The sequence below is a fragment of the Neisseria mucosa genome (genome assembly GCF_013267835.1).
In the GTDB taxonomy this organism is placed as follows: domain Bacteria; phylum Pseudomonadota; class Gammaproteobacteria; order Burkholderiales; family Neisseriaceae; genus Neisseria.
Map to the genome: position 1 here is coordinate 1,408,636 of NZ_CP053939.1, position 18,027 is coordinate 1,426,662.

At 52.4% G+C, this 18,027-nt stretch carries 15 protein-coding genes and 1 riboswitch; of the genes, 1 reads left to right on the plus strand and 14 read right to left on the minus strand.

The features are described 5' to 3' along the window. Positions 1–13 precede the first annotated feature (13 nt). The 13 genes from rho to gcvT all read right to left on the minus strand — a co-directional run bounded on the left by rho (position 14) and on the right by gcvT (position 14,478). A complete protein-coding gene (rho, locus tag FOC66_RS06635) occupies positions 14–1,273 on the minus strand; it encodes a transcription termination factor Rho (protein WP_003748836.1) in 1,260 nt (419 codons plus the stop codon). 244 nt (positions 1,274–1,517) lie between these two features. Then, entirely contained in the window at positions 1,518–2,420 is a 903-nt protein-coding gene (locus FOC66_RS06640) for a DMT family transporter (RefSeq protein ID WP_036494007.1), read from the minus strand. A gap of 57 nt (positions 2,421–2,477) precedes the next feature. Continuing rightward, positions 2,478–3,239, minus strand: coding sequence for a hypothetical protein (locus FOC66_RS06645; protein WP_003748840.1), 762 nt, complete (start codon positions 3,237–3,239; stop codon positions 2,478–2,480). A gap of 74 nt (positions 3,240–3,313) precedes the next feature. Next, the gene (locus tag FOC66_RS06650) at positions 3,314–5,002 is read right to left on the minus strand and encodes a glutamine--tRNA ligase/YqeY domain fusion protein (protein WP_003748842.1); all 1,689 of its coding nucleotides are present in this window, start codon (positions 5,000–5,002) and stop codon (positions 3,314–3,316) included. A gap of 123 nt (positions 5,003–5,125) precedes the next feature. Then, positions 5,126–5,725, minus strand: a complete 600-nt coding sequence (locus tag FOC66_RS06655; RefSeq protein WP_003748844.1) for a hypothetical protein — start codon at positions 5,723–5,725, stop codon at positions 5,126–5,128. Positions 5,726–5,874: 149 nt separating this feature from the next. Then, positions 5,875–6,654 (minus strand): DeoR/GlpR family DNA-binding transcription regulator, encoded by a 780-nt coding sequence (locus FOC66_RS06660; protein ID WP_003748845.1) that lies wholly within the window; start codon positions 6,652–6,654, stop codon positions 5,875–5,877. A 72-nt stretch (positions 6,655–6,726) separates the two neighbouring features. Further along, positions 6,727–7,440 carry a GntR family transcriptional regulator gene (locus tag FOC66_RS06665; RefSeq protein WP_003748847.1) on the minus strand — a complete coding sequence of 238 codons (714 nt, stop codon included), beginning with the start codon at positions 7,438–7,440 and terminating at the stop codon, positions 6,727–6,729. Between the two features lie 259 nt (positions 7,441–7,699). After that, positions 7,700–8,119 (minus strand): OsmC family protein, encoded by a 420-nt coding sequence (locus tag FOC66_RS06670; RefSeq protein WP_003748849.1) that lies wholly within the window; start codon positions 8,117–8,119, stop codon positions 7,700–7,702. 112 nt (positions 8,120–8,231) lie between these two features. Next, positions 8,232–9,041: a bifunctional hydroxymethylpyrimidine kinase/phosphomethylpyrimidine kinase gene (thiD, locus tag FOC66_RS06675; RefSeq protein ID WP_003748851.1), complete on the minus strand. Its 810-nt coding sequence runs from the start codon at positions 9,039–9,041 to the stop codon at positions 8,232–8,234. A gap of 224 nt (positions 9,042–9,265) precedes the next feature. After that, on the minus strand, positions 9,266–12,118 hold the full coding sequence (gene gcvP / locus FOC66_RS06680; protein ID WP_003748853.1) for an aminomethyl-transferring glycine dehydrogenase: 2,853 nt from the start codon (positions 12,116–12,118) through the stop codon (positions 9,266–9,268). A gap of 55 nt (positions 12,119–12,173) precedes the next feature. Next, positions 12,174–12,725, minus strand: a complete 552-nt coding sequence (locus FOC66_RS06685) for a DNA-3-methyladenine glycosylase I (RefSeq protein WP_036494008.1) — start codon at positions 12,723–12,725, stop codon at positions 12,174–12,176. Positions 12,726–12,832: 107 nt separating this feature from the next. Further along, on the minus strand, positions 12,833–13,231 hold the full coding sequence (gcvH, locus tag FOC66_RS06690) for a glycine cleavage system protein GcvH (RefSeq protein WP_036494010.1): 399 nt from the start codon (positions 13,229–13,231) through the stop codon (positions 12,833–12,835). Positions 13,232–13,377: 146 nt separating this feature from the next. After that, positions 13,378–14,478, minus strand: coding sequence for a glycine cleavage system aminomethyltransferase GcvT (gene gcvT / locus FOC66_RS06695; RefSeq protein WP_003748858.1), 1,101 nt, complete (start codon positions 14,476–14,478; stop codon positions 13,378–13,380). A 210-nt stretch (positions 14,479–14,688) separates the two neighbouring features. Next, positions 14,689–14,785: riboswitch (glycine riboswitch) on the minus strand. Positions 14,786–14,991: 206 nt separating this feature from the next. Here gcvT and ubiB point away from each other — a divergent pair. After that, on the plus strand, positions 14,992–16,503 hold the full coding sequence (gene ubiB / locus FOC66_RS06700; RefSeq protein WP_003748860.1) for a ubiquinone biosynthesis regulatory protein kinase UbiB: 1,512 nt from the start codon (positions 14,992–14,994) through the stop codon (positions 16,501–16,503). An 81-nt stretch (positions 16,504–16,584) separates the two neighbouring features. Here ubiB and FOC66_RS06705 read toward each other — a convergent pair whose 3' ends face one another. Then, a complete protein-coding gene (locus FOC66_RS06705) occupies positions 16,585–17,955 on the minus strand; it encodes a chloride channel protein (RefSeq protein ID WP_036494011.1) in 1,371 nt (456 codons plus the stop codon). Between the last annotated feature and the right edge of the window lie 72 nt (positions 17,956–18,027).

The following is an 18,027-nucleotide window of genomic DNA, read 5'->3' on the forward strand; positions in this document are numbered from 1 at the left end:
GACGGCCTTATGTTTATTTACCGCGCATCAATTCAAAGAAATCGTCATTGTTTTTGGAGTCTTTGAGTTTGCCCACCAAAAACTCGGTCGCTTCGATTTCGTCCATCGGATGGAGGAATTTACGCAAGAGCCACATGCGCTGCAACTGATCGTTCGGCACCAGCAATTCTTCGCGGCGCGTACCGGATTTATTGATGCTGATGGCCGGGAACAGGCGTTTTTCTGCCATACGGCGGTCAAGGTGCAATTCCATATTGCCCGTACCTTTGAACTCTTCGTAAATCACGTCGTCCATGCGGCTGCCGGTTTCAACAAGCGCTGTCGCAATAATGGTAAGCGAACCGCCTTCTTCCACATTACGCGCGGCACCGAAGAAGCGTTTCGGACGGTGCAAAGCGTTGGCATCGACACCGCCGGTCAAGATTTTGCCCGAAGTCGGCACAACGGTATTGTAGGCACGCGCCAAACGGGTAATCGAATCCAGCAGGATGACCACGTCTTTTTTATGTTCGACCATGCGTTTGGCTTTTTCAATCACCATCTCGGCCACTTGTACATGGCGTTGTGCAGGCTCGTCAAACGTAGAGGAAACGACTTCGCCGCGTACAGAACGGCTCATTTCGGTCACTTCTTCCGGACGCTCGTCAATCAACAGGACAATCAGCTCGACATCAGGATAATTGGCGGTAATGGCGTGGGCGATGTTTTGCAACATCACGGTTTTACCGGTTTTAGGCGGCGCCACCAACAATGCACGTTGGCCTTTACCGATTGGGGAAACCAAGTCGATGGCGCGGCCGGTCAGATTCTCTTCGGCTTTAATGTCGCGCTCGAGTTTGAATTGTTCGGTTGGGAATAAAGGCGTGAGGTTTTCAAAAAGGATTTTGTGTTTGCAGACTTCGGGCGGATCGCCGTTGATGGTATCGAGGCGGACAAGCGCGAAATAGCGCTCATTGTCTTTCGGCACGCGCACGCTGCCTTCGATGGTGTCGCCGGTGTGCAGATTGAAGCGGCGGATTTGCGTGGGCGAAACATAAATATCGTCAGGACCGGCAAGATAAGAAGTATCTGCGCTGCGCAGGAAACCGAAGCCGTCGGGCAGGATTTCCAGTGTACCCGAACAGGTAAAGCTGACATTCTGCTTCATCATCTGGCGGACGATGGCAAAAACGAGGTCTTGTTTGCGGAAACGGTTGGCGTTTTCAATGCCATGTTCTTCTGCCATTTCCAAGAGTTTGGAAATGTGGAGGGTTTGGAGTTCTGAAACGTGCATAGTATTGATATATTTTGGATGGTATCAGAGAGATGGCACACAGGCCGTCTGAAAGTATGAAATCGTGCCGCAGGATACGGTAGATTTTTGAGAAAGTTGAATTTTAGGCAGTTGGAGGCAGGGTGTCAAATTTTTAAATCGAACGCTGAGCCGAGACCATAATCTTACCCTACAATAAGATTATGGCCGGCAACAGCTTGGCAATCGCAACCCCATCGCCCAAAATCCGAGTATTTACCCAACTTCAGACGGCCCTCTGCCCGTACCGCATCAGCGTCATGCCGCCGACTGCCGCCGCGCAGCCCGCAACCAGCGAAATATGCAGCGGTTCGCCCAAAAACCACGCCGAAGACAGCACACCGAAAATCGGCACAAGCGTAATATACGCCGCCGCGCTGCCTGCACCCAAAGTCTTCACGCCTTCGAAATACCACGCATAGGCCAATACCGTCGCACCAATGACCAGCCACGCCAAGGCTGTCCAACCGCGCCCATCCATTGCCGCTATCGCCTCAAACGGCACTCCGTCTGTCCACAACGCCACCACCGACAACATCAACGCACCAATGAACGACGTTGCCGTCGTTACCGTCAGCGCATCTATCCCACGCAAAACCGCGCGACCGATTAAGGTATAAGCCGCCCAACAGACCACGCAGCCGAAAATCAGCCACTCCCCCGCCTTGATGCCGCCCGACAATACCGTCAACGGCTGCCCTTGCGTTACCACCATAATGGCACCGCCGACCGCCAGCAGCATACCCGCCAAAATCTTCACATTTAAACGCTCGCCGAAAAACCAAGTTGCCAACAGCAGCGTCAACACGGGATTCACCGCCACAACCACCGCCGCCTTGCCTGCCGGCATAGTCTGCAAACCCAGCATAAAAAACACCGCATAGCCGCACACGCCGACGGAAGCGGCTGCCGTCAGACCCAGCCATTGCCGCACCGACAAAGCCGCCAAAGTCGTGAATCTGCTGCGCGCAAACAACCAGCCCAGCAACAAAACCGAAGCCAAAACAAACCGAACCGCCCCGCCCGTCAGCGGCGGCAGCGACTGCCCCAACATCCGCCCCATCGGCCAGGACGCGCCCCACAACACCGCCATTCCCAGCAGTTTCAAATGTACAGAATAACGTTCCATCTCATCCCTTTTATCGACAAAGGCCGTCTGAAAATGTTTCAGCCGGCCTTTATCCACTTAGGATTTTACAATACGACCATTAGGGTAAATACTGCGGTAAGCAATATAAGGGGACAGCAATAAAATCGTAACAACAGGTAAGAATAGTATGATTATGACGATCCAATGCTTAAATATACTAAGCAACATATTACCCAAATTAATCCACATAGAAGAAAAGAGAGCAACGCTTCCAATATAAACTATCATTGAAGGAATATTGCACATAGTCGATTTTACATTAGCCTTAATAGCCTCCCATGGATTCAGGCCATCTAAAACAATCAAAGCAGGTGTCAATAAAAACACAAATAAAGTGATCGAAGTAAATAATACTGTACTGAGTATCACTGCCCAATGACCTAAAAAATATAGCGAAATAATAAAAAAATCACCAACAATCGCAAATAGCGTTTGAACTAAAAATAAAATGAAAAAACTTATTTTTTTATCTTGAAAGACAACAAAAAAACATTCAACATCAAAGGCTTTTCCATTATCAGCATTCTTAGCAGCATACATGGTTCCGCCCAATAAGCATAAGCCCACCCAGCCGAATACAATGTTTTTTAAACTAGAAAGTACATTAATTTCTAGAAAATCCACGATAGAAACCACAAGACCTACAATCAGATAAATCGATAATACGCCCATCCATTTCCACGGATGAAGTTTGAAAATACCGAAAGCGTCGGTAATCCACTTGATGCCTGCAGAAGCAGGAAGACGTTCAGGCTCGTGATATCGAACTTCCAGTGAAGTGTGTATTTGGTTTTCCATAAAATTATCTACTATAAAATTAATAAGTTAAATATAAAAAAGCAGCCGATACATAACGACTGCCTTCTTACCAATTATTTTGCCTGCCAAGAATCTTTCAACGTTACCGTGCGGTTAAACACCGGCGTGTCTTTGCTGTGGTCTTTGCGGTCGGTGACGAAATAGCCGATACGCTCGAACTGCCAACGGCTCTCCGCCGGCAAATCTTTTGCGACAGGTTCGGCGTAGGCGGTGATTTCCTTGATGGATTCTGGATTGAGGAAATCGGTAAACGGCAGGTATTCGCCGTCTTCACCGCGCACGGCATCGGGACGCTCGACGGTAAAGAGGCGGTCGTACAGGCGGACTTTGATTTCTGCTACGTGTTCGGCAGACACCCAGTGAATCACGCCTTTGACTTTTCTGCCTTCGGGATTTTTGCCCAAGGTGTCGTGGTCGATGCTGCATTTAAGTTCGACCACATTGCCTGCTTCGTCTTTTACTACTTCGTCGCACTTGATCACATAGCCGTGGCGCAAGCGCACTTCGCCGCCGGGAATCAAGCGTTTGAAGCCTTTAGGCGGATTTTCGGCAAAGTCATCGGCTTCGATATAGATGGTTTGTGAAACAGGTACTTCGCGATCGCCCATTTCTTCGTGGTTCGGATGGAACGCGGCACGGCGGCTTTGGGTTTTACCGGCTTCAAAGTTGGTCAGGGTGACTTTGAGCGGATTCAAAACCGCCATCAGGCGCGGGGCGGAGTTTTCCAGCTCTTCGCGAATCGCGCCTTCCAACACGCTCATATCGACCACGTTTTCAGATTTGGAAATACCGGCGCGTTTGGCAAACAGGCGCAGGCCTTCGGGCGTGTAGCCGCGGCGGCGCATACCGGAAATCGTTGGCATACGCGGGTCGTCCCAGCCGGCAACGTGGCCGTCTGAAACCAGCTGGTTCAGCTTGCGTTTGGAGGTGATGGAATACAAAAGCTCCAAACGGGAAAACTCGTATTGGCGCGGACGTGTGGCGTGCGGCGCAGGAATGTTGTCCAACACCCAGTCGTACAACGGACGGTGGGCTTCAAATTCGAGTGTACACAAGGAATGCGTGATGCCTTCAATGGCATCGGAAATGCAATGCGTGTAGTCGTACATCGGGTAGATGCACCATTTGTCGCCTGTGTTGTGGTGATGGGCGCGGCGGATGCGGTAGATGACAGGATCGCGCATATTGATGTTGCCCGAAGCCATGTCGATTTTCAGGCGCAGGGTTTTGCTGCCGTCGGGAAATTCGCCGTTTTTCATGCGCGTGAACAGGTCAAGGTTTTCTTCGACGCTGCGGTCGCGATAAGGGCTGTTTTTACCCGCTTCAGTCAGCGTACCGCGGTATTCGCGCATTTCTTCAGGCGTCAAATCATCGACATACGCTTTGCCGTCTTTGATTAAACCGACGGCGTAATCGTAAAGCTGGTCGAAATAATTGGAAGCGAAACGCGGCTCGCCCGCCCAATGGAAACCGAGCCACTCGACATCTTCTTTGATGGCGTTGACGTATTCGTCATTTTCTTTTTCGGGGTTGGTATCGTCAAAACGCAGGTTGCACAAGCCGTCGTAAATATACGCCAAACCGAAGTTCAGGCAGATGGATTTGGCGTGGCCGATGTGCAGGTAGCCGTTCGGCTCGGGCGGGAAGCGGGTTTGGATGGCTGTATGTTTGCCGCTTTTGAGGTCTTCTTCGATGATGGTGCGGATAAAGTGGTTGTCCGCGAATTGGTCTTTATTGAGCATGGTCGGGAGCTATCTGAAAATATTATGTCGTACCGATTTTACCTGAAAACAGGACGGCTTTACAGTAAATACAAGTCACAGAGGTCGTCCGAAAACCATTTCAGACGACCTCTGCATGGGTAATTATGAATCTGATGGAAGATTGGAATGGTTGGAAGTATTGTCTTCCATACGTTTGGGTGCCATTGATGAATCGATCAACTTGACCAGCAGATTAATCAACAGAACGATACCCAAAATAATCAAAAGTGCGATTGGGTAAAAAATCCAAAGCAAACCGGCATTGCCGATAAAAGACCAGCTCATAGACGCCCAAAATGCTTGAAGCGAGGATTTTTCCAAAGAGAGCAGCTTGGTGCGGGCTGCGGTGGCGATAATGGAAGCAATCAGCGAGATGCCATAGAATAAAGGCAACACAAACCACAAATCACCTGAACCGTGCCGAATGTAAGCGAGCTCATCGAGCACCTCTATCATATACCAAACCCAAACGATGGCTGTCGCCCACAAGCTGCCCGCCAACGTAGCGGGACGCAAACGCCGGTAAAACAGAGCATAAACCAGATTCGCCGAGACAAGCATCAACATACCGGCAATCAATGTGCCGTCAAAACCTTCAGGACCTACCAGATAGAACCATATCGAAGTAGTGATGATAATAACGATACTGCCTGCCAATGAAAGGCCGGCAAATTTTTTTTCGCTAATACGGGGGAAATTCATCTTTACTGTTTTTCAAAACTGTTCTCCTGAATCAAAGAACATTTATGGACGGATGATTGGTTTTCAGACGGCCTACTCATCCAATAACAGCCATCTGAAACTCCTCCCCATTGTACCCGAATTTCATTAACTTTTTATAACAACCGAACTCAAAGCGGCATAAATTCGGCAACCTGCCACGCCACGCCGCGCTCGTTTAGGGTTTTCTGCATGGCGGCGGATGGTATGCGGTCGGTAAACAGTTTATCGAATGCGCCGATATCGCCCAGTCGGACCAAGGCATTGCTGTTAAACTTGCTGTGGTCGACGCCGAGATAGCGCACGCGGGCATTGTTTACCATCGCCTGCATGACGCTAACTTCCTTGTAATCGTCATCCAAAAGCGAGCCGTCGTTTTCTATGCCGTGGGTACTCATGATGGCATAGTCGACTTTGAATTGATTGATGAAATCGACAGTCGCCACGCCGGTAATACCGCCATCCAACGGACGGACCACGCCGGAAGCGATGATGACCGTGTAGTCGGTACGCGCCGCAGTGATGGAGGCGGCGTAGATGTTGTTGGTGATAATCCGCAGGTTTTTACGCTGTCTGACCAACTCGGCGGCGACGGCTTCCATGGTGGTGCCGATGCTGATAAAGAGCGAGGCATTGTCGGGAATGGTGGAAGCAATCAGCCGGGCAATGGCGTTTTTTTCCTGCTGCTGATGGTTGCGCCGCTCCTGCCCTGCCGTTACGACTGAAACGTCGCCCAAAGACGCGCCGCCGTGATAGCGTTTGAGCTGTCCGGTTTCGCTCAATTCCTGCACATCGCGGCGTATGGTTTGCGGCGTCACATCCAAATTCGCCGCCAGCTCTTCCACCGTCATGAAGTTATGTTCGCGGATAAGGGTGAGGATATGTTCGTGTCTTTGGATTTTGGGTTTCATGGCATTTTGCTTTACAGGGATAAACCAATGGCCGTCTGAATATTTCAGACGGCCTTTTTATTGTCAAACCGATTACATTTCGAGTTTCTGTTCCAAGCGTTCGATGCACGCGCTCAAGTGGCGGCGCATGACTTTGGTCACACGGTTGCGCTTGCCGGCCACCAATAAATCGAGAATTTCGCGGTGTTCATGGTGGGAATTGGAATTGATGGTGCGCTTTTCTTTGCGAAGCGGATCGGAAACGGCCACAATCAGTGAAGAACGCGCGCACAAGGTATTCATAATTTCAAACAGAACATCGTTGTCCAGCAGCCGCGCCAATTCGACATGGAAGGCATTGGACAGGCGGTTCCAACCCACGCGGTCGCCGCTTTCGGAGGCTGCACCCTCTTGCTCAATCATGGCGTAAAGCGGTTGCAGGCGCGTTTCCAAATCAGGCATATCGATAAGGACGCTCAGAATCATGCTTTCCATTTCGATACGCGTGTTGAACACGTCTTTCATTTCTTTCAAGTCCGGCACATGGACAAATGCGCCGCGGTTGGGCTGCAAATCGACGATTTTATCGTGCGCCAAAAGCGATAATGCGCCACGCACGGTATTGCGCGAGCAAACCATTTGCCGACACAGCTCGGACTCGGTCAGTTTTTTGCCCGGCAGCAGCAGATGGTCGGTAATGCCGTCCAAAATCAATGCGTACACGCGGAAAAGCTCGGAATCGTGACGCTCTTCCAAAATAAGCGATGAAGTTGCAGGCGCAACGTTGGTATTATTTTCGTAATCCATAATGTTTCCCCAGTATTTGTGTTGAGGCGCAATGGCTTGCAGACCTGCATATTTCAGGGTTGGTTAAAATATAATTAAAAATTGTTGACAATGTTAAACGAAACTTGCACAATGAGGTCAACAAGCCAAGTTATAAAGGCTGATAGAGAGAGAGAAAAAGGAATAAAAAGCAAGCAGATATATTCATGTTAATGCGTGAATATATCTGCTTTTTTGTGGGCAGCCGTTTCACGCTCCGGCTTTTTCCTTGAAAACCGCCCTATTCTGCTTCGACGATTTCGAAGCTGTGACTCATTTTTGCCGCTTTGCCCAGCATAATCGATGCGGAGCAATATTTTTCGGCGGACATCTGTACGGCGCGTTCAATCGCGCTTTCTTGCAAACCCCGGCCATACACTTTGAAGTGGATATGGATTTCGGTAAACACGCGCGGCGCGGTGTCGGCGCGTTTGGCAGTCACTTCGGCACGGCAGTCGGTGATTTTTTGGCGTTGTTTCTCGGCAATCATCACCACATCGATGCTGGAACAGCCTGCCACACCCAACAACAGCATTTCCATCGGGCTGGGGCCGCGCTTGACTTCGCCTTCAGCCGCCGCGCCTTCCATCACAACGCTGTGTCCGTTTGCCGTTGTACCGACGAAGCACATTCCGTCTATCCATTTTGAGGTAACTTGCATGGTGTCTTTTTTTATCCGTAAAAGCATTAATCTGATATTGTAAACAATTTCAAGTGATAAACCTAGTCAGACCGTCTGAAAAATACAATCAATTACAATTGGCCTAAACGCATTATTCGTCCCGATACGCCCAATGATTGACCGGCCCGTGCCCTGCCCCGATGCCCAAAGGATGGGAAATGGCGGCGGCGATATAGTTTTTTGCCGTCTGAACCGCTTCGGGAACGCCAAACCCTTTTGCCAGCTCGGCAGCAATACAGGCTGAAAACGTGCAGCCTGTGCCATGCGTATGCGGCGTTGGGAAACGTTTGCTGTTCAGCTCGATGGTTTCGTTTGGCGTAAACAGCCAGTCGGTGCAATATTCGCTTTGGCTGTCGGCAAGATGGCCGCCTTTAATTACCACATTTTTCACACCCCAATCCTGAAGAATTTTGGCGGCGCGTTCCGCATCTTGGCGGTTTTCAATATTGATGCCCGTCAATGCCTGCGCTTCGGGCAGATTGGGGGTCAATACGTCCGTATGCGGCAACAGCAGGCGTTTCATGGCTTCGACGGCCGAATTTTCCAACAACGGCGCGCCGCCTTTGGCAATCATGACCGGATCCAACACGCGTTTGCCGAAGTCGCATTCGGCGGTTTGTTCCGCCACGCATTCGATGATTTCCGCCGTACCCAGCATGCCGATTTTATAGGCGCGGATTTGGAAATCCTCCTGAATCGCGGCAATCTGCGCGGCAATCATGTCGGTCGGTATCGGATGCACTGCCGATACGCCCAAAGTATTTTGTGCGGTAACCGCGGTCAGTACGCTGGTGCCGAACACGCCGCGCATCTGAAACGTCTTCAAATCCGCCTGTATGCCTGCGCCGCCGCCGGAATCGGAGCCGGCAATCGTCAGCGTTTGAATAAAAAGTTCATCCATCGTGTCCTCCTGTTTTTCAGACGGCCTTTTGTTTATCGTTGTTGAAAGCCGTTTGGTTTTATCCGCAAACAAAGGCATGCGCCGTTTATCTTTCCGAAAGCCTTATTTGTTGTTTTACCTAAAACAAACGTACATTCTCGGGCGGAATATCTTAACAAACAAAAGGCCGTCTGAAAACTATTTTCATTTTCAGACGGCCTGTTCAATGTTAAACCTATTCAGGCTTATTCTTCGTATGCGTCAATCGGCAAGCAGGAGCAAACCAGATTGCGGTCGCCATAGACCTCATCCAAACGTTTCACGCTCGGCCAGAATTTGTGTTCGCGGACAAACGGCAACGGGAAGACGGCTTCTTCGCGGGAATACGGGTGCGCCCATTCGCCGGTTACGTCGGCGGCGGTGTGCGGGGCGTTGACCAGCGGGTTGTCGTCTTTCGGCCATTCGCCACGCTCGACTTTCAGCACTTCCTGTTTGATTTGTTTCAGGGCGGCGATGAAGCGGTCGAGTTCGGCTTTGCTTTCGCTCTCGGTCGGCTCAATCATCAGCGTGCCGGCAACGGGGAAGGAAACCGTCGGGGCGTGGAAACCGTAGTCCATCAGGCGTTTGGCAATGTCGGTTTCTGTGATGCCGCTTTCGGCTTTGAGCGGACGCAAATCAACGATACATTCGTGCGCGACGCGGCCGTTTTTGCCTGCATACAGAATCGGATAGTCTTCGCTCAGGCGTTTGGCGACATAGTTGGCGTTGAGCAATGCCCAGCACGTTGCCTGTTCCATGCCTTGTTTGCCCATCATGGTCAGGTACATCCAAGTAATCGGCAGGATGGACGCAGAACCGAAGGCCGCAGCAGCAACGGCGGTTTGGTCGGCACTGGCGCTGTGGGTGTCGGTCAAAGCGTGTCCCGGTGCAAACGGGGCGAGGTGGGCTTTCAGGCCGATGGGGCCGACGCCCGGGCCGCCGCCGCCGTGAGGGATACAGAAGGTTTTGTGCAGGTTCATGTGCAACACGTCCGCGCCGACCTCCGCAGGCTGCATGATGCCGATTTGGGCGTTGAGGTTGGCGCCGTCCATGTAAACCTGTCCGCCGTTTTCATGGATGATGCGGCAGATGTCGCGGATGCCTTCTTCGTACACGCCGTGGGTGGACGGATAGGTAATCATGATGGCGGACAAAGCGTCGCGGTGTTGCTCGGCTTTGGCTTTCAAATCGTCGATGTTGACGTTGCCGTGTTCGTCGGTATCGACAACGACGACTTTCAAACCCAGCATGGCGGCGGTGGCGGGGTTGGTGCCGTGGGCGGATTTGGGAATCAGGCAGATGTTGCGGTGTCCCTCGCCGTTGGCTTCTTGATAGCGGCGGATGGACAGCATGCCGCTGTATTCGCCCTGTGCGCCGGAGTTGGGCTGGAAGGAAATCGCGTCAAAGCCGGTAATGGCTTTCAGGCTGTTTTCCATGTCGGTCAAGAGTTCGCGGTAGCCTGCGGCTTGGTCTTTGGGGGCGTAGGGGTGGATGTCGGTGAACTCTGCCCAAGTAATCGGCAACATTTCCGCAGTCGCATTGAGCTTCATGGTGCAGCTACCGAGCGAAATCATGCTGCGGTTCATCGCCAAATCGCGGTCTTCGAGTTTTTTCAGGTAGCGCAGCATTTCGTGTTCAGTGTGGTAACGGTTGAACACGGGATGTTGCAGAATATCGTCCTGACGCAGCAACTCGGCGTTCAGACGGCCTTTGACGTCATCGGCAAATGTAGCCGTATCTTTGCCGGTAAACGCGCAGTACAAATCAGTTAAATCTTCGCGTGTCGAAGTTTCATGGAAGGCTGCCGCAACTTGAGTATCGTTGACGCGGCGCAGGTTGTAGCCCGATTCCAAAGCAGCGGCGAACACTTGGTCTGCTTTCTCTTTGCTGCCGAAATCAACGGTAACGGTATCGAAGAAGACCTTGTGAACCACATTCAGGCCGTCTGAAACCAGCGCATCGGCAAAGGCAGAAGCCAGCGCGTGAATGCGGTTGGCAATGCGTTTTACGCCTTCGGGGCCGTGGTAAACGGCGTACATACCGGCCAAGTTCGCCAGCAATGCCTGCGCGGTACAAATATTGGATGTCGCTTTTTCGCGGCGGATGTGTTGCTCACGAGTGGACAAAGCCATGCGCAAGGCAGGTTTGCCCGATGCGTCTTTGGATACGCCGATGATGCGGCCCGGGGCAGAGCGTTTGAACTCGTCTTTAAACGCGAAATAAGCAGCGTGCGGACCGCCGAAGCCCATCGGTACGCCGAAGCGTTGCGTGTTGCCCAACGCGATGTCCGCGCCCAACTCGGCAGGCGATTTCAGCAAAACCAAGCTCATGATGTCGGCGGCAACGGCGACAATCGTGCCTTTGGTTTTCAGACGGCCGATAACATCCTGCAAGTCTTGCACGTCGCCGTCTTTGCCGACGTATTGGAACAGCGCGCCGAAGTATTCGCCTTCATCCGCTTTGGCAAAATCGCCGACCACCAGCTCGAAGCCGAAATATTTGGCGCGGGTTTTCATCACGTCCAAAGTCTGCGGATAGACGCGCTCGTCCACAAAGAAACGCTCGGATTTCACCTTGCCCACGCGGTGCGCCATCGCCATCGCTTCGGCGGCAGCGGTCGCCTCGTCCAGCAAAGACGCACCCGCCACGGGGAAACCGGTCAAATCGATACACACTTGTTGGAAGTTCAGCAACGCTTCCAAACGACCCTGCGCGATTTCCGCCTGATACGGGGTGTAGGCGGTATACCAACCCGGATTTTCCAATACGTTGCGCAAAATCACGTTCGGCACACGAGTCGGGTAATAACCCAAACCGATATAGGATTTGTTGATCACGTTCTTCGACGCAATGCCTTTCAATTTCGCCAAAGCGTCCGCCTCGGTCAAGGCTTCGGGCAGGTCGAGTTCGGACGGCATACGGATGCTTTGCGGCACGGTGTTGCCGACAAAATCGTCCATACTCTTCTCACCGAGCGCTTCCAAAAGCGCAGCCTCGTCGCCGAAACTCAAATGGCGCGCGGCAAATTCGTTCGGGTTGAACAATTCAGATAGTTTCATTTCTACTCCTTTTTTGTTATCGGTATCAAAACCGCTTTTTCTTTCAGATGTTGTTTCAGACGGCCTCCGCCCACTTCGGACGACATGCCAATATTTCCCTATAAACCGGACAGCTTTCCACATGCGCGCCGGGCAGGTAGCCGGTACTCATCAGAAATTCGCCGACGATTTCGCCGCCGACAAATTTAAAATGTTTTTTAAACAGCTTCACCCATTCAGCCTTGTCGAGCGGATGGTGTGCATCCAGCCAGTTTTTGAATGAGCCGTATTCTTGCTGTATTTGTTTGATTTGTCGCGCGTTATAAATGGCTGCGTTGATTTTCAGGCGGTTGCGGACGATGCCTGCATTGGCAAGCAGCCGCTCAATATCGGCTTCGTCAAATGCGGCAACCGTATCAATGTCGAAACCTTTGAATGCCGTCTGAAATGCCTGCTGCTTCTTCAGCATCAGCGTCCAGCTCAATCCTGCCTGATTGATTTCCAACACCAGCCGCTCAAACAATTCATTGTCGTCCTCAATCGGAAAACCGTATTGCGTGTCGTGATAATGTTGGTTGGGGTTGTCCGTATCGTCGGGCAGCGTGGCGACAAATTCGCAGTAATTCATGTTTACTGAGGAAAAATTGAAACAAAGGCCGTCTGAAAGCATTTTTCAGACGACCTAAGACCTGCAATATCAAACAGGCATAAAACCTGTTTGGATGTTTGCAAAAATCAAGCTACTTCGCCTGCGTATTGTTCGGCAGTCAGCAGACCGTCGTAATCGGCAGGGTTGGCAGGTTTGATTTTGAAGAACCAGCCTGCGCCGTAAGGGTCGCTGTTGGCAGTTTCCGGCGCGCTTGGCAAATCTTCGTTGACGGCAACGACTTCGCCTGCAATCGGCGCGTACACGTCGGACGCGGCTTTCACAGACTCAACCACACCGGCTTGCTCTTCGGCAGCCAGGTTCGCACCGACTTCGGGCAGCTCGACGAACACGATGTCGCCCAACAGCTCTTGCGCGTGATGGGTAATGCCGACAGTGATGGTACCGTCTTCTTCAAGGCGCAGCCATTCGTGGCTGGCAACGTATTTCAGTTCGGCTGGGATGTTGCTCATGGTTTGATTCTCCATTGATAGGGGTTATTTTCAGACGGCCTCTGCGTGAATCAATATCCACAGATGCCTTGTTCAATGCTTTCTATAAACGTCCGTATCGGACGACAATTAAAACCTGCTTTCAGACGGCCCTTAACAAATAAAGGCCGTCTGAATCGATATTAATCAAACTGTTTTTGACCGTTGCGCACAAACGGCAGCTTCAGTACGCGCACATCGACTTCTTTGCCGCGAATCAGCACTTTGGCGGTATCGCCGTCAAATTCTTTCGGTACGCGGGCGATGGCGATGGATTGTTTCAGGCTGGGCGAGAATACGCCGCTGGTGGTTTCGCCTTTGCCTTTGTCGGTCAACACTTCCATATGTGCGCGCAGGATGCCGCCTTTATCGAGCAGCAAACCGACTTGTTTGACGGCAACGCCTTTTTCTTTCAATGCCAGCAAGGCGGCTTTGCCGACGAAATCGCGGTTTTCGTCTTTCAAATCAACCGTCCAACCCATACCTGCTTCGAGCGGGCTGGTGTCGTCGTCCATATCGTTGCCGTAGAGGTTCATGCCGGCTTCCATGCGCAGGGTGTCGCGTGCGCCGAGGCCGCAGGGCTGCACGCCGGCTTGTTGCAGGGCTTTGAAGAATGCGACGGCTTCGGTGCCGGGCAGGATGACTTCGACGCCGTCTTCGCCGGTGTAACCGGTGCGGGCGACAAACCAGTCATTGCCCAAATCCGCGCCTTGGAACGGTTTGAGGTTGTTGACGACATCCGCCCATTCTGGTTTGACGGTCAAAAGTTTTTCGATGGCTTTAGGACCTTGCACGGCAAGCATACCGAGGTCGTAGCGCGAGTTGAAGGCAACGCCGAACTCTTGTCCGACTTTGTGGAACTGGGCGGTGTCTTTTTCGCGGGTCGCGCCGTTGGATACGATGCGGTATTGGGTTTCGGCTTCGTTGGTGCGGTAAACGATCAAGTCGTCAATCACGCCGCCGTTGTCATTGAGCAGCGCGGAATAAAGGGCTTTGCCGACGAAGGCGAGTTTGGCAACGTCGTTGGCAATCAGCTTGCGGAAAAAGGCTTTGGCATTTGCGCCTGCTACGTCGGTAACAAGCATGTGTGATACGTCGAACATACCGGCGTCGGTGCGCACGGCTTCGTGTTCGGCGATTTGCGAACCATAATGGATGGGCAGCTCCCAGCCGGCAAAATCGACCAGCTTCGCGCCTGCATCTTGATGGGCTTGATAAAACGGGGTGGTTTTCAGGGCAGTCATTCTCAAGTTTCTCCGGATTTATTGTTCAGATGCCGCCCGCGCACCTGTGCGCGGATGACCCTATCTGTCCTTGAACCTGAGATTTTCGGCCGTATCCGCTGGACGGCAAACCAGTCTGCTCACTGCTTTGCGCGGTTGTCTGAATGGTGGTTCAGACGGCCTTCTCCCCTTCGGTGGACGTTATTCCAACGCCGCTCTCCAGATTGTTTGTTTCAATGTGCAGTCCCTGATACCTGAGCGATTTAAGGGTGTCTGCGCCTTCGGTGGCCACATGTAGTTGGGTGTAGCTCTCTCCTGCACATGCTCCGATTATGGCTTGAATCGGCGGTTTGGGCAAGTGGCCGACGAATATTTATGATGTGAATATTCATCTTTTTATCAAAACGGCCGACCGCAAACCTTTGCGAAATTGCCGGATATGCGGCAAACATTTTTGCAAAAGTCTCAGGCCGTCTGAAGCCCTTACCCATTTTTCCTATATAATTCTGTTTTTTCGATTTATCCGCGCCCACTATGAACCGCCTCAAACGCATCAAAACCATCCTCTGCACGCTCTACCGCTACCGCCTCGCCGAGCTGATTGCCTCGCTGGTCCGTCCGGGTTGGGCGCGGACTTTCCTCAATATGCTGCCGCAGTCGTCCAAGTTCAAACACGAGACGCCTGCCGTGCGCCTGCGTTTGGCGTTGGAAAGCCTGGGGCCGATTTTCATCAAATTCGGACAGGTATTGTCCACGCGCCCCGATTTGATTCCGCATGATTACGCGGTCGAACTGGCAAGACTGCAAGACAAAGTGCCACCGTTTGATGCGCAGCTTTCGCGCTCGCAAATCGAAAAATCTTTAGGCCAATCCATCGACACTTTATACGCGGAATTTGAAACAGAGCCTGTCGCCAGCGCGTCCATCGCCCAGGTACACAAAGCCCGCCTGCATTCGGGCGAACAGGTCGCCGTGAAAGTCTTGCGCCCCAACCTTTTGCCCGTTATCGAACAGGATTTGTCGCTGATGCGCTTTGGTGCAGGCTGGGTAGAACGTTTGTTTTCAGACGGCAAGCGTTTGAAGCCGCGCGAAGTCGTGGCCGAATTTGACAAATACCTGCACGACGAATTGGATTTGATGCGCGAAGCTGCCAATGCCAGCCAGCTTGGTCGCAATTTCCAAAACAGCAATATGCTGATTGTGCCCAAGGTATTTTACGACTACTGCACCAGCGACGTACTGACCATCGAATGGATGGACGGTACACCGGTATCCGATATTGCCAAACTCAAAGCCGACGGCATCGATTTGCACAAACTTGCCGATTACGGCGTGGAAATCTTCTTCACGCAAGTTTTCCGCGACGGCTTTTTCCATGCGGATATGCACCCCGGCAACATTCTGGTCGCCGCCGACAACCGCTACATCGCCCTCGATTTCGGCATCGTCGGCACGCTGACCGATTACGACAAACGCTATCTCGCCATCAACTTCCTTGCCTTTTTCAACCGCGATTACCACCGCGTCGCCACCGCCCACATCGAATCGGGTTGGGTACCTGCCGACACGCGCGCGGAAGAATTGGAAGCCGCCGTCCGCGCCGTGTGCGAGCCGGTGTTCAACAAACCGATTTCGCAAATTTCCTTCGGCTTGGTGCTGATGCGCCTGTTTGAAGTCAGCCGCCGCTTCAATGTCGAAATCCAACCGCAGCTTGTGTTGCTGCAAAAAACGCTGCTCAACATCGAAGGCTTGGGCCGCCAGCTTGATCCCGATTTGGACTTGTGGAAAACCGCCAAACCGTTTTTGGTGAAATGGATGAACGAACAGGTCGGCCCCAAGGCCCTTTGGCGCAACCTCAAAAATGAAGCCCCTGACTGGGCGCAAATCATCCCTTCCCTGCCGCGCAAAATCAATGCGTTGGTTGATGAAAACCGCCAGCAGGAAATGCGCGATGCCTATGTGCACTTGGTCAAAGTACAGCAACGCCAAAGTTTGTGGCTGGGTATGATTGCGGTTGTTTTGTTGCTGATTTTGCTGTTTAAGTAAACCGTAATACAGCTTTAAACGATATATAAAAGTAAAAGGCCGTCTGAACTCTGATTTTCAGACGGCCTTTTATATGCCTATCTATTCTTTTTTCTCATGCGGAACATGTCCGCTTTCGGCTTCGATATGCCGTCTGAAGCGCAAACCTGCGGCATGGTAAAACGGATGCGGCGAGAATTGGCGCGAGACTTGCGAAGCGAAGATGCACGTCAGCAGCATCCAAAACAGCAAATTCTGTCCGCCCGTCATTTCCATTACCACCACGGCGGCGGTCAACGGCGATTGGGTCGCGGCGGCAAGGAATGCGGCCATGCAGAGCAAAACCGCGACATTGGATGCGTCGCCCAGTTGTGCGAAAGAAGCCATGTGTTCGCCTATCATCGCGCCGATGGTTAACGACGGCGTGAAGATGCCGCCGGGAATGCCTGCCCAGTAGCTGAACACGGTTGCCGCCCATTTTGCGGCGGCCAAGCCGAACGGCGCTTCATACGCGCCTTTGAGTGCGGCGGCGGCTTCGTGATAGCCCGTGCCATAGGTTTTGCCTTGATAAAACGTACCGAGCAGCGCCAGCAAAATGCCCATTACAAAGGCGACCACCAACAAATGACGGCGGATGAAACTGCGCCAGCGCACCGGTGCGAATGCCGCCGCGCCGCGATACAAAAAGCTGCCGAACAATCCGCCGGCCACGCCGCAAACGATGCCCGACACCGCGGCCCACATCAGCATGTTTGGCAGCTCGTGTCCTTGAAACCCTGAAAAATACGGGTTGTTGCCCTGTATCGCCACCTGAATGAAACCGGCCGCCAACACGCCCATCAAGATTTGGCGTTCCCAACGCAAAATCACGCCGCGCCCCAATTCTTCGATGGCAAACACCACGCCGGCCAAAGGCGCGTTAAACGCCGCCGCCAAACCGCCGGCCGCGCCTGCGGCAATCAAATCGTTTTCCTGCATGCCCCTAAACGCCAGCCCGTGCTTTTTACACCACGCGCCCCAAGCGTTCATGACCGCCGCACCCACTTGTACAGACGGCCCTTCCCTACCGATCGACGCCCCCAAAATCATGCCCAAAAACGTCAGCGGAATCTTAAAAAAGGTTTCGCCCAGACGAATCAGACGGGTTTTCTGCGCACCATACGGCAAAGACAACGAAGCGATGACCTGCGGAATACCGCTGCCGGAAGTGTACGGCGCAAATTTGCGCGTAAACCACGCCAAAAGCGGCAAGCCCAGCGGCAAGGCCACCCACGCAAACCACGGATATTTGCCCGCCAGCAAAGCATTCCATTCCAAAGCCAAATCCGCCAGACGCGCAAACAGCAAAGCTGTCAGGGCAACCAGTGCCGAGCCTGCCAGCAAAAACAGAAAGGCCATGCTTTTTTTCGACAGGCGTTTGGTTTGGCGGATTTTGTGGGCGAGGCGCGCCGCCCAAGTCTGTGGAAATTTCATAATAGGCATACAGTCAATGTATTCAGACGGCCTTGATGCTTTTCTCAAAGGCCGTCTGAACACAAGGATAAA

What these genes read in the sequence shown, in the direction of transcription:
- rho (WP_003748836.1), bottom strand. Translation starts at nt 1,273, where the DNA reads ATGCACGTTTCAGAACTCCAAACCCTCCACATTTCCAAACTCTTGGAA.
- FOC66_RS06640 (WP_036494007.1), bottom strand. Translation starts at nt 2,420, where the DNA reads ATGGAACGTTATTCTGTACATTTGAAACTGCTGGGAATGGCGGTGTTG.
- FOC66_RS06645 (WP_003748840.1), bottom strand. Translation starts at nt 3,239, where the DNA reads ATGGAAAACCAAATACACACTTCACTGGAAGTTCGATATCACGAGCCT.
- FOC66_RS06650 (WP_003748842.1), bottom strand. Translation starts at nt 5,002, where the DNA reads ATGCTCAATAAAGACCAATTCGCGGACAACCACTTTATCCGCACCATC.
- FOC66_RS06655 (WP_003748844.1), bottom strand. Translation starts at nt 5,725, where the DNA reads ATGAATTTCCCCCGTATTAGCGAAAAAAAATTTGCCGGCCTTTCATTG.
- FOC66_RS06660 (WP_003748845.1), bottom strand. Translation starts at nt 6,654, where the DNA reads ATGAAACCCAAAATCCAAAGACACGAACATATCCTCACCCTTATCCGC.
- FOC66_RS06665 (WP_003748847.1), bottom strand. Translation starts at nt 7,440, where the DNA reads ATGGATTACGAAAATAATACCAACGTTGCGCCTGCAACTTCATCGCTT.
- FOC66_RS06670 (WP_003748849.1), bottom strand. Translation starts at nt 8,119, where the DNA reads ATGCAAGTTACCTCAAAATGGATAGACGGAATGTGCTTCGTCGGTACA.
- thiD (WP_003748851.1), bottom strand. Translation starts at nt 9,041, where the DNA reads ATGGATGAACTTTTTATTCAAACGCTGACGATTGCCGGCTCCGATTCC.
- gcvP (WP_003748853.1), bottom strand. Translation starts at nt 12,118, where the DNA reads ATGAAACTATCTGAATTGTTCAACCCGAACGAATTTGCCGCGCGCCAT.
- FOC66_RS06685 (WP_036494008.1), bottom strand. Translation starts at nt 12,725, where the DNA reads ATGAATTACTGCGAATTTGTCGCCACGCTGCCCGACGATACGGACAAC.
- gcvH (WP_036494010.1), bottom strand. Translation starts at nt 13,231, where the DNA reads ATGGAGAATCAAACCATGAGCAACATCCCAGCCGAACTGAAATACGTT.
- gcvT (WP_003748858.1), bottom strand. Translation starts at nt 14,478, where the DNA reads ATGACTGCCCTGAAAACCACCCCGTTTTATCAAGCCCATCAAGATGCA.
- ubiB (WP_003748860.1), top strand. Translation starts at nt 14,992, where the DNA reads ATGAACCGCCTCAAACGCATCAAAACCATCCTCTGCACGCTCTACCGC.
- FOC66_RS06705 (WP_036494011.1), bottom strand. Translation starts at nt 17,955, where the DNA reads ATGAAATTTCCACAGACTTGGGCGGCGCGCCTCGCCCACAAAATCCGC.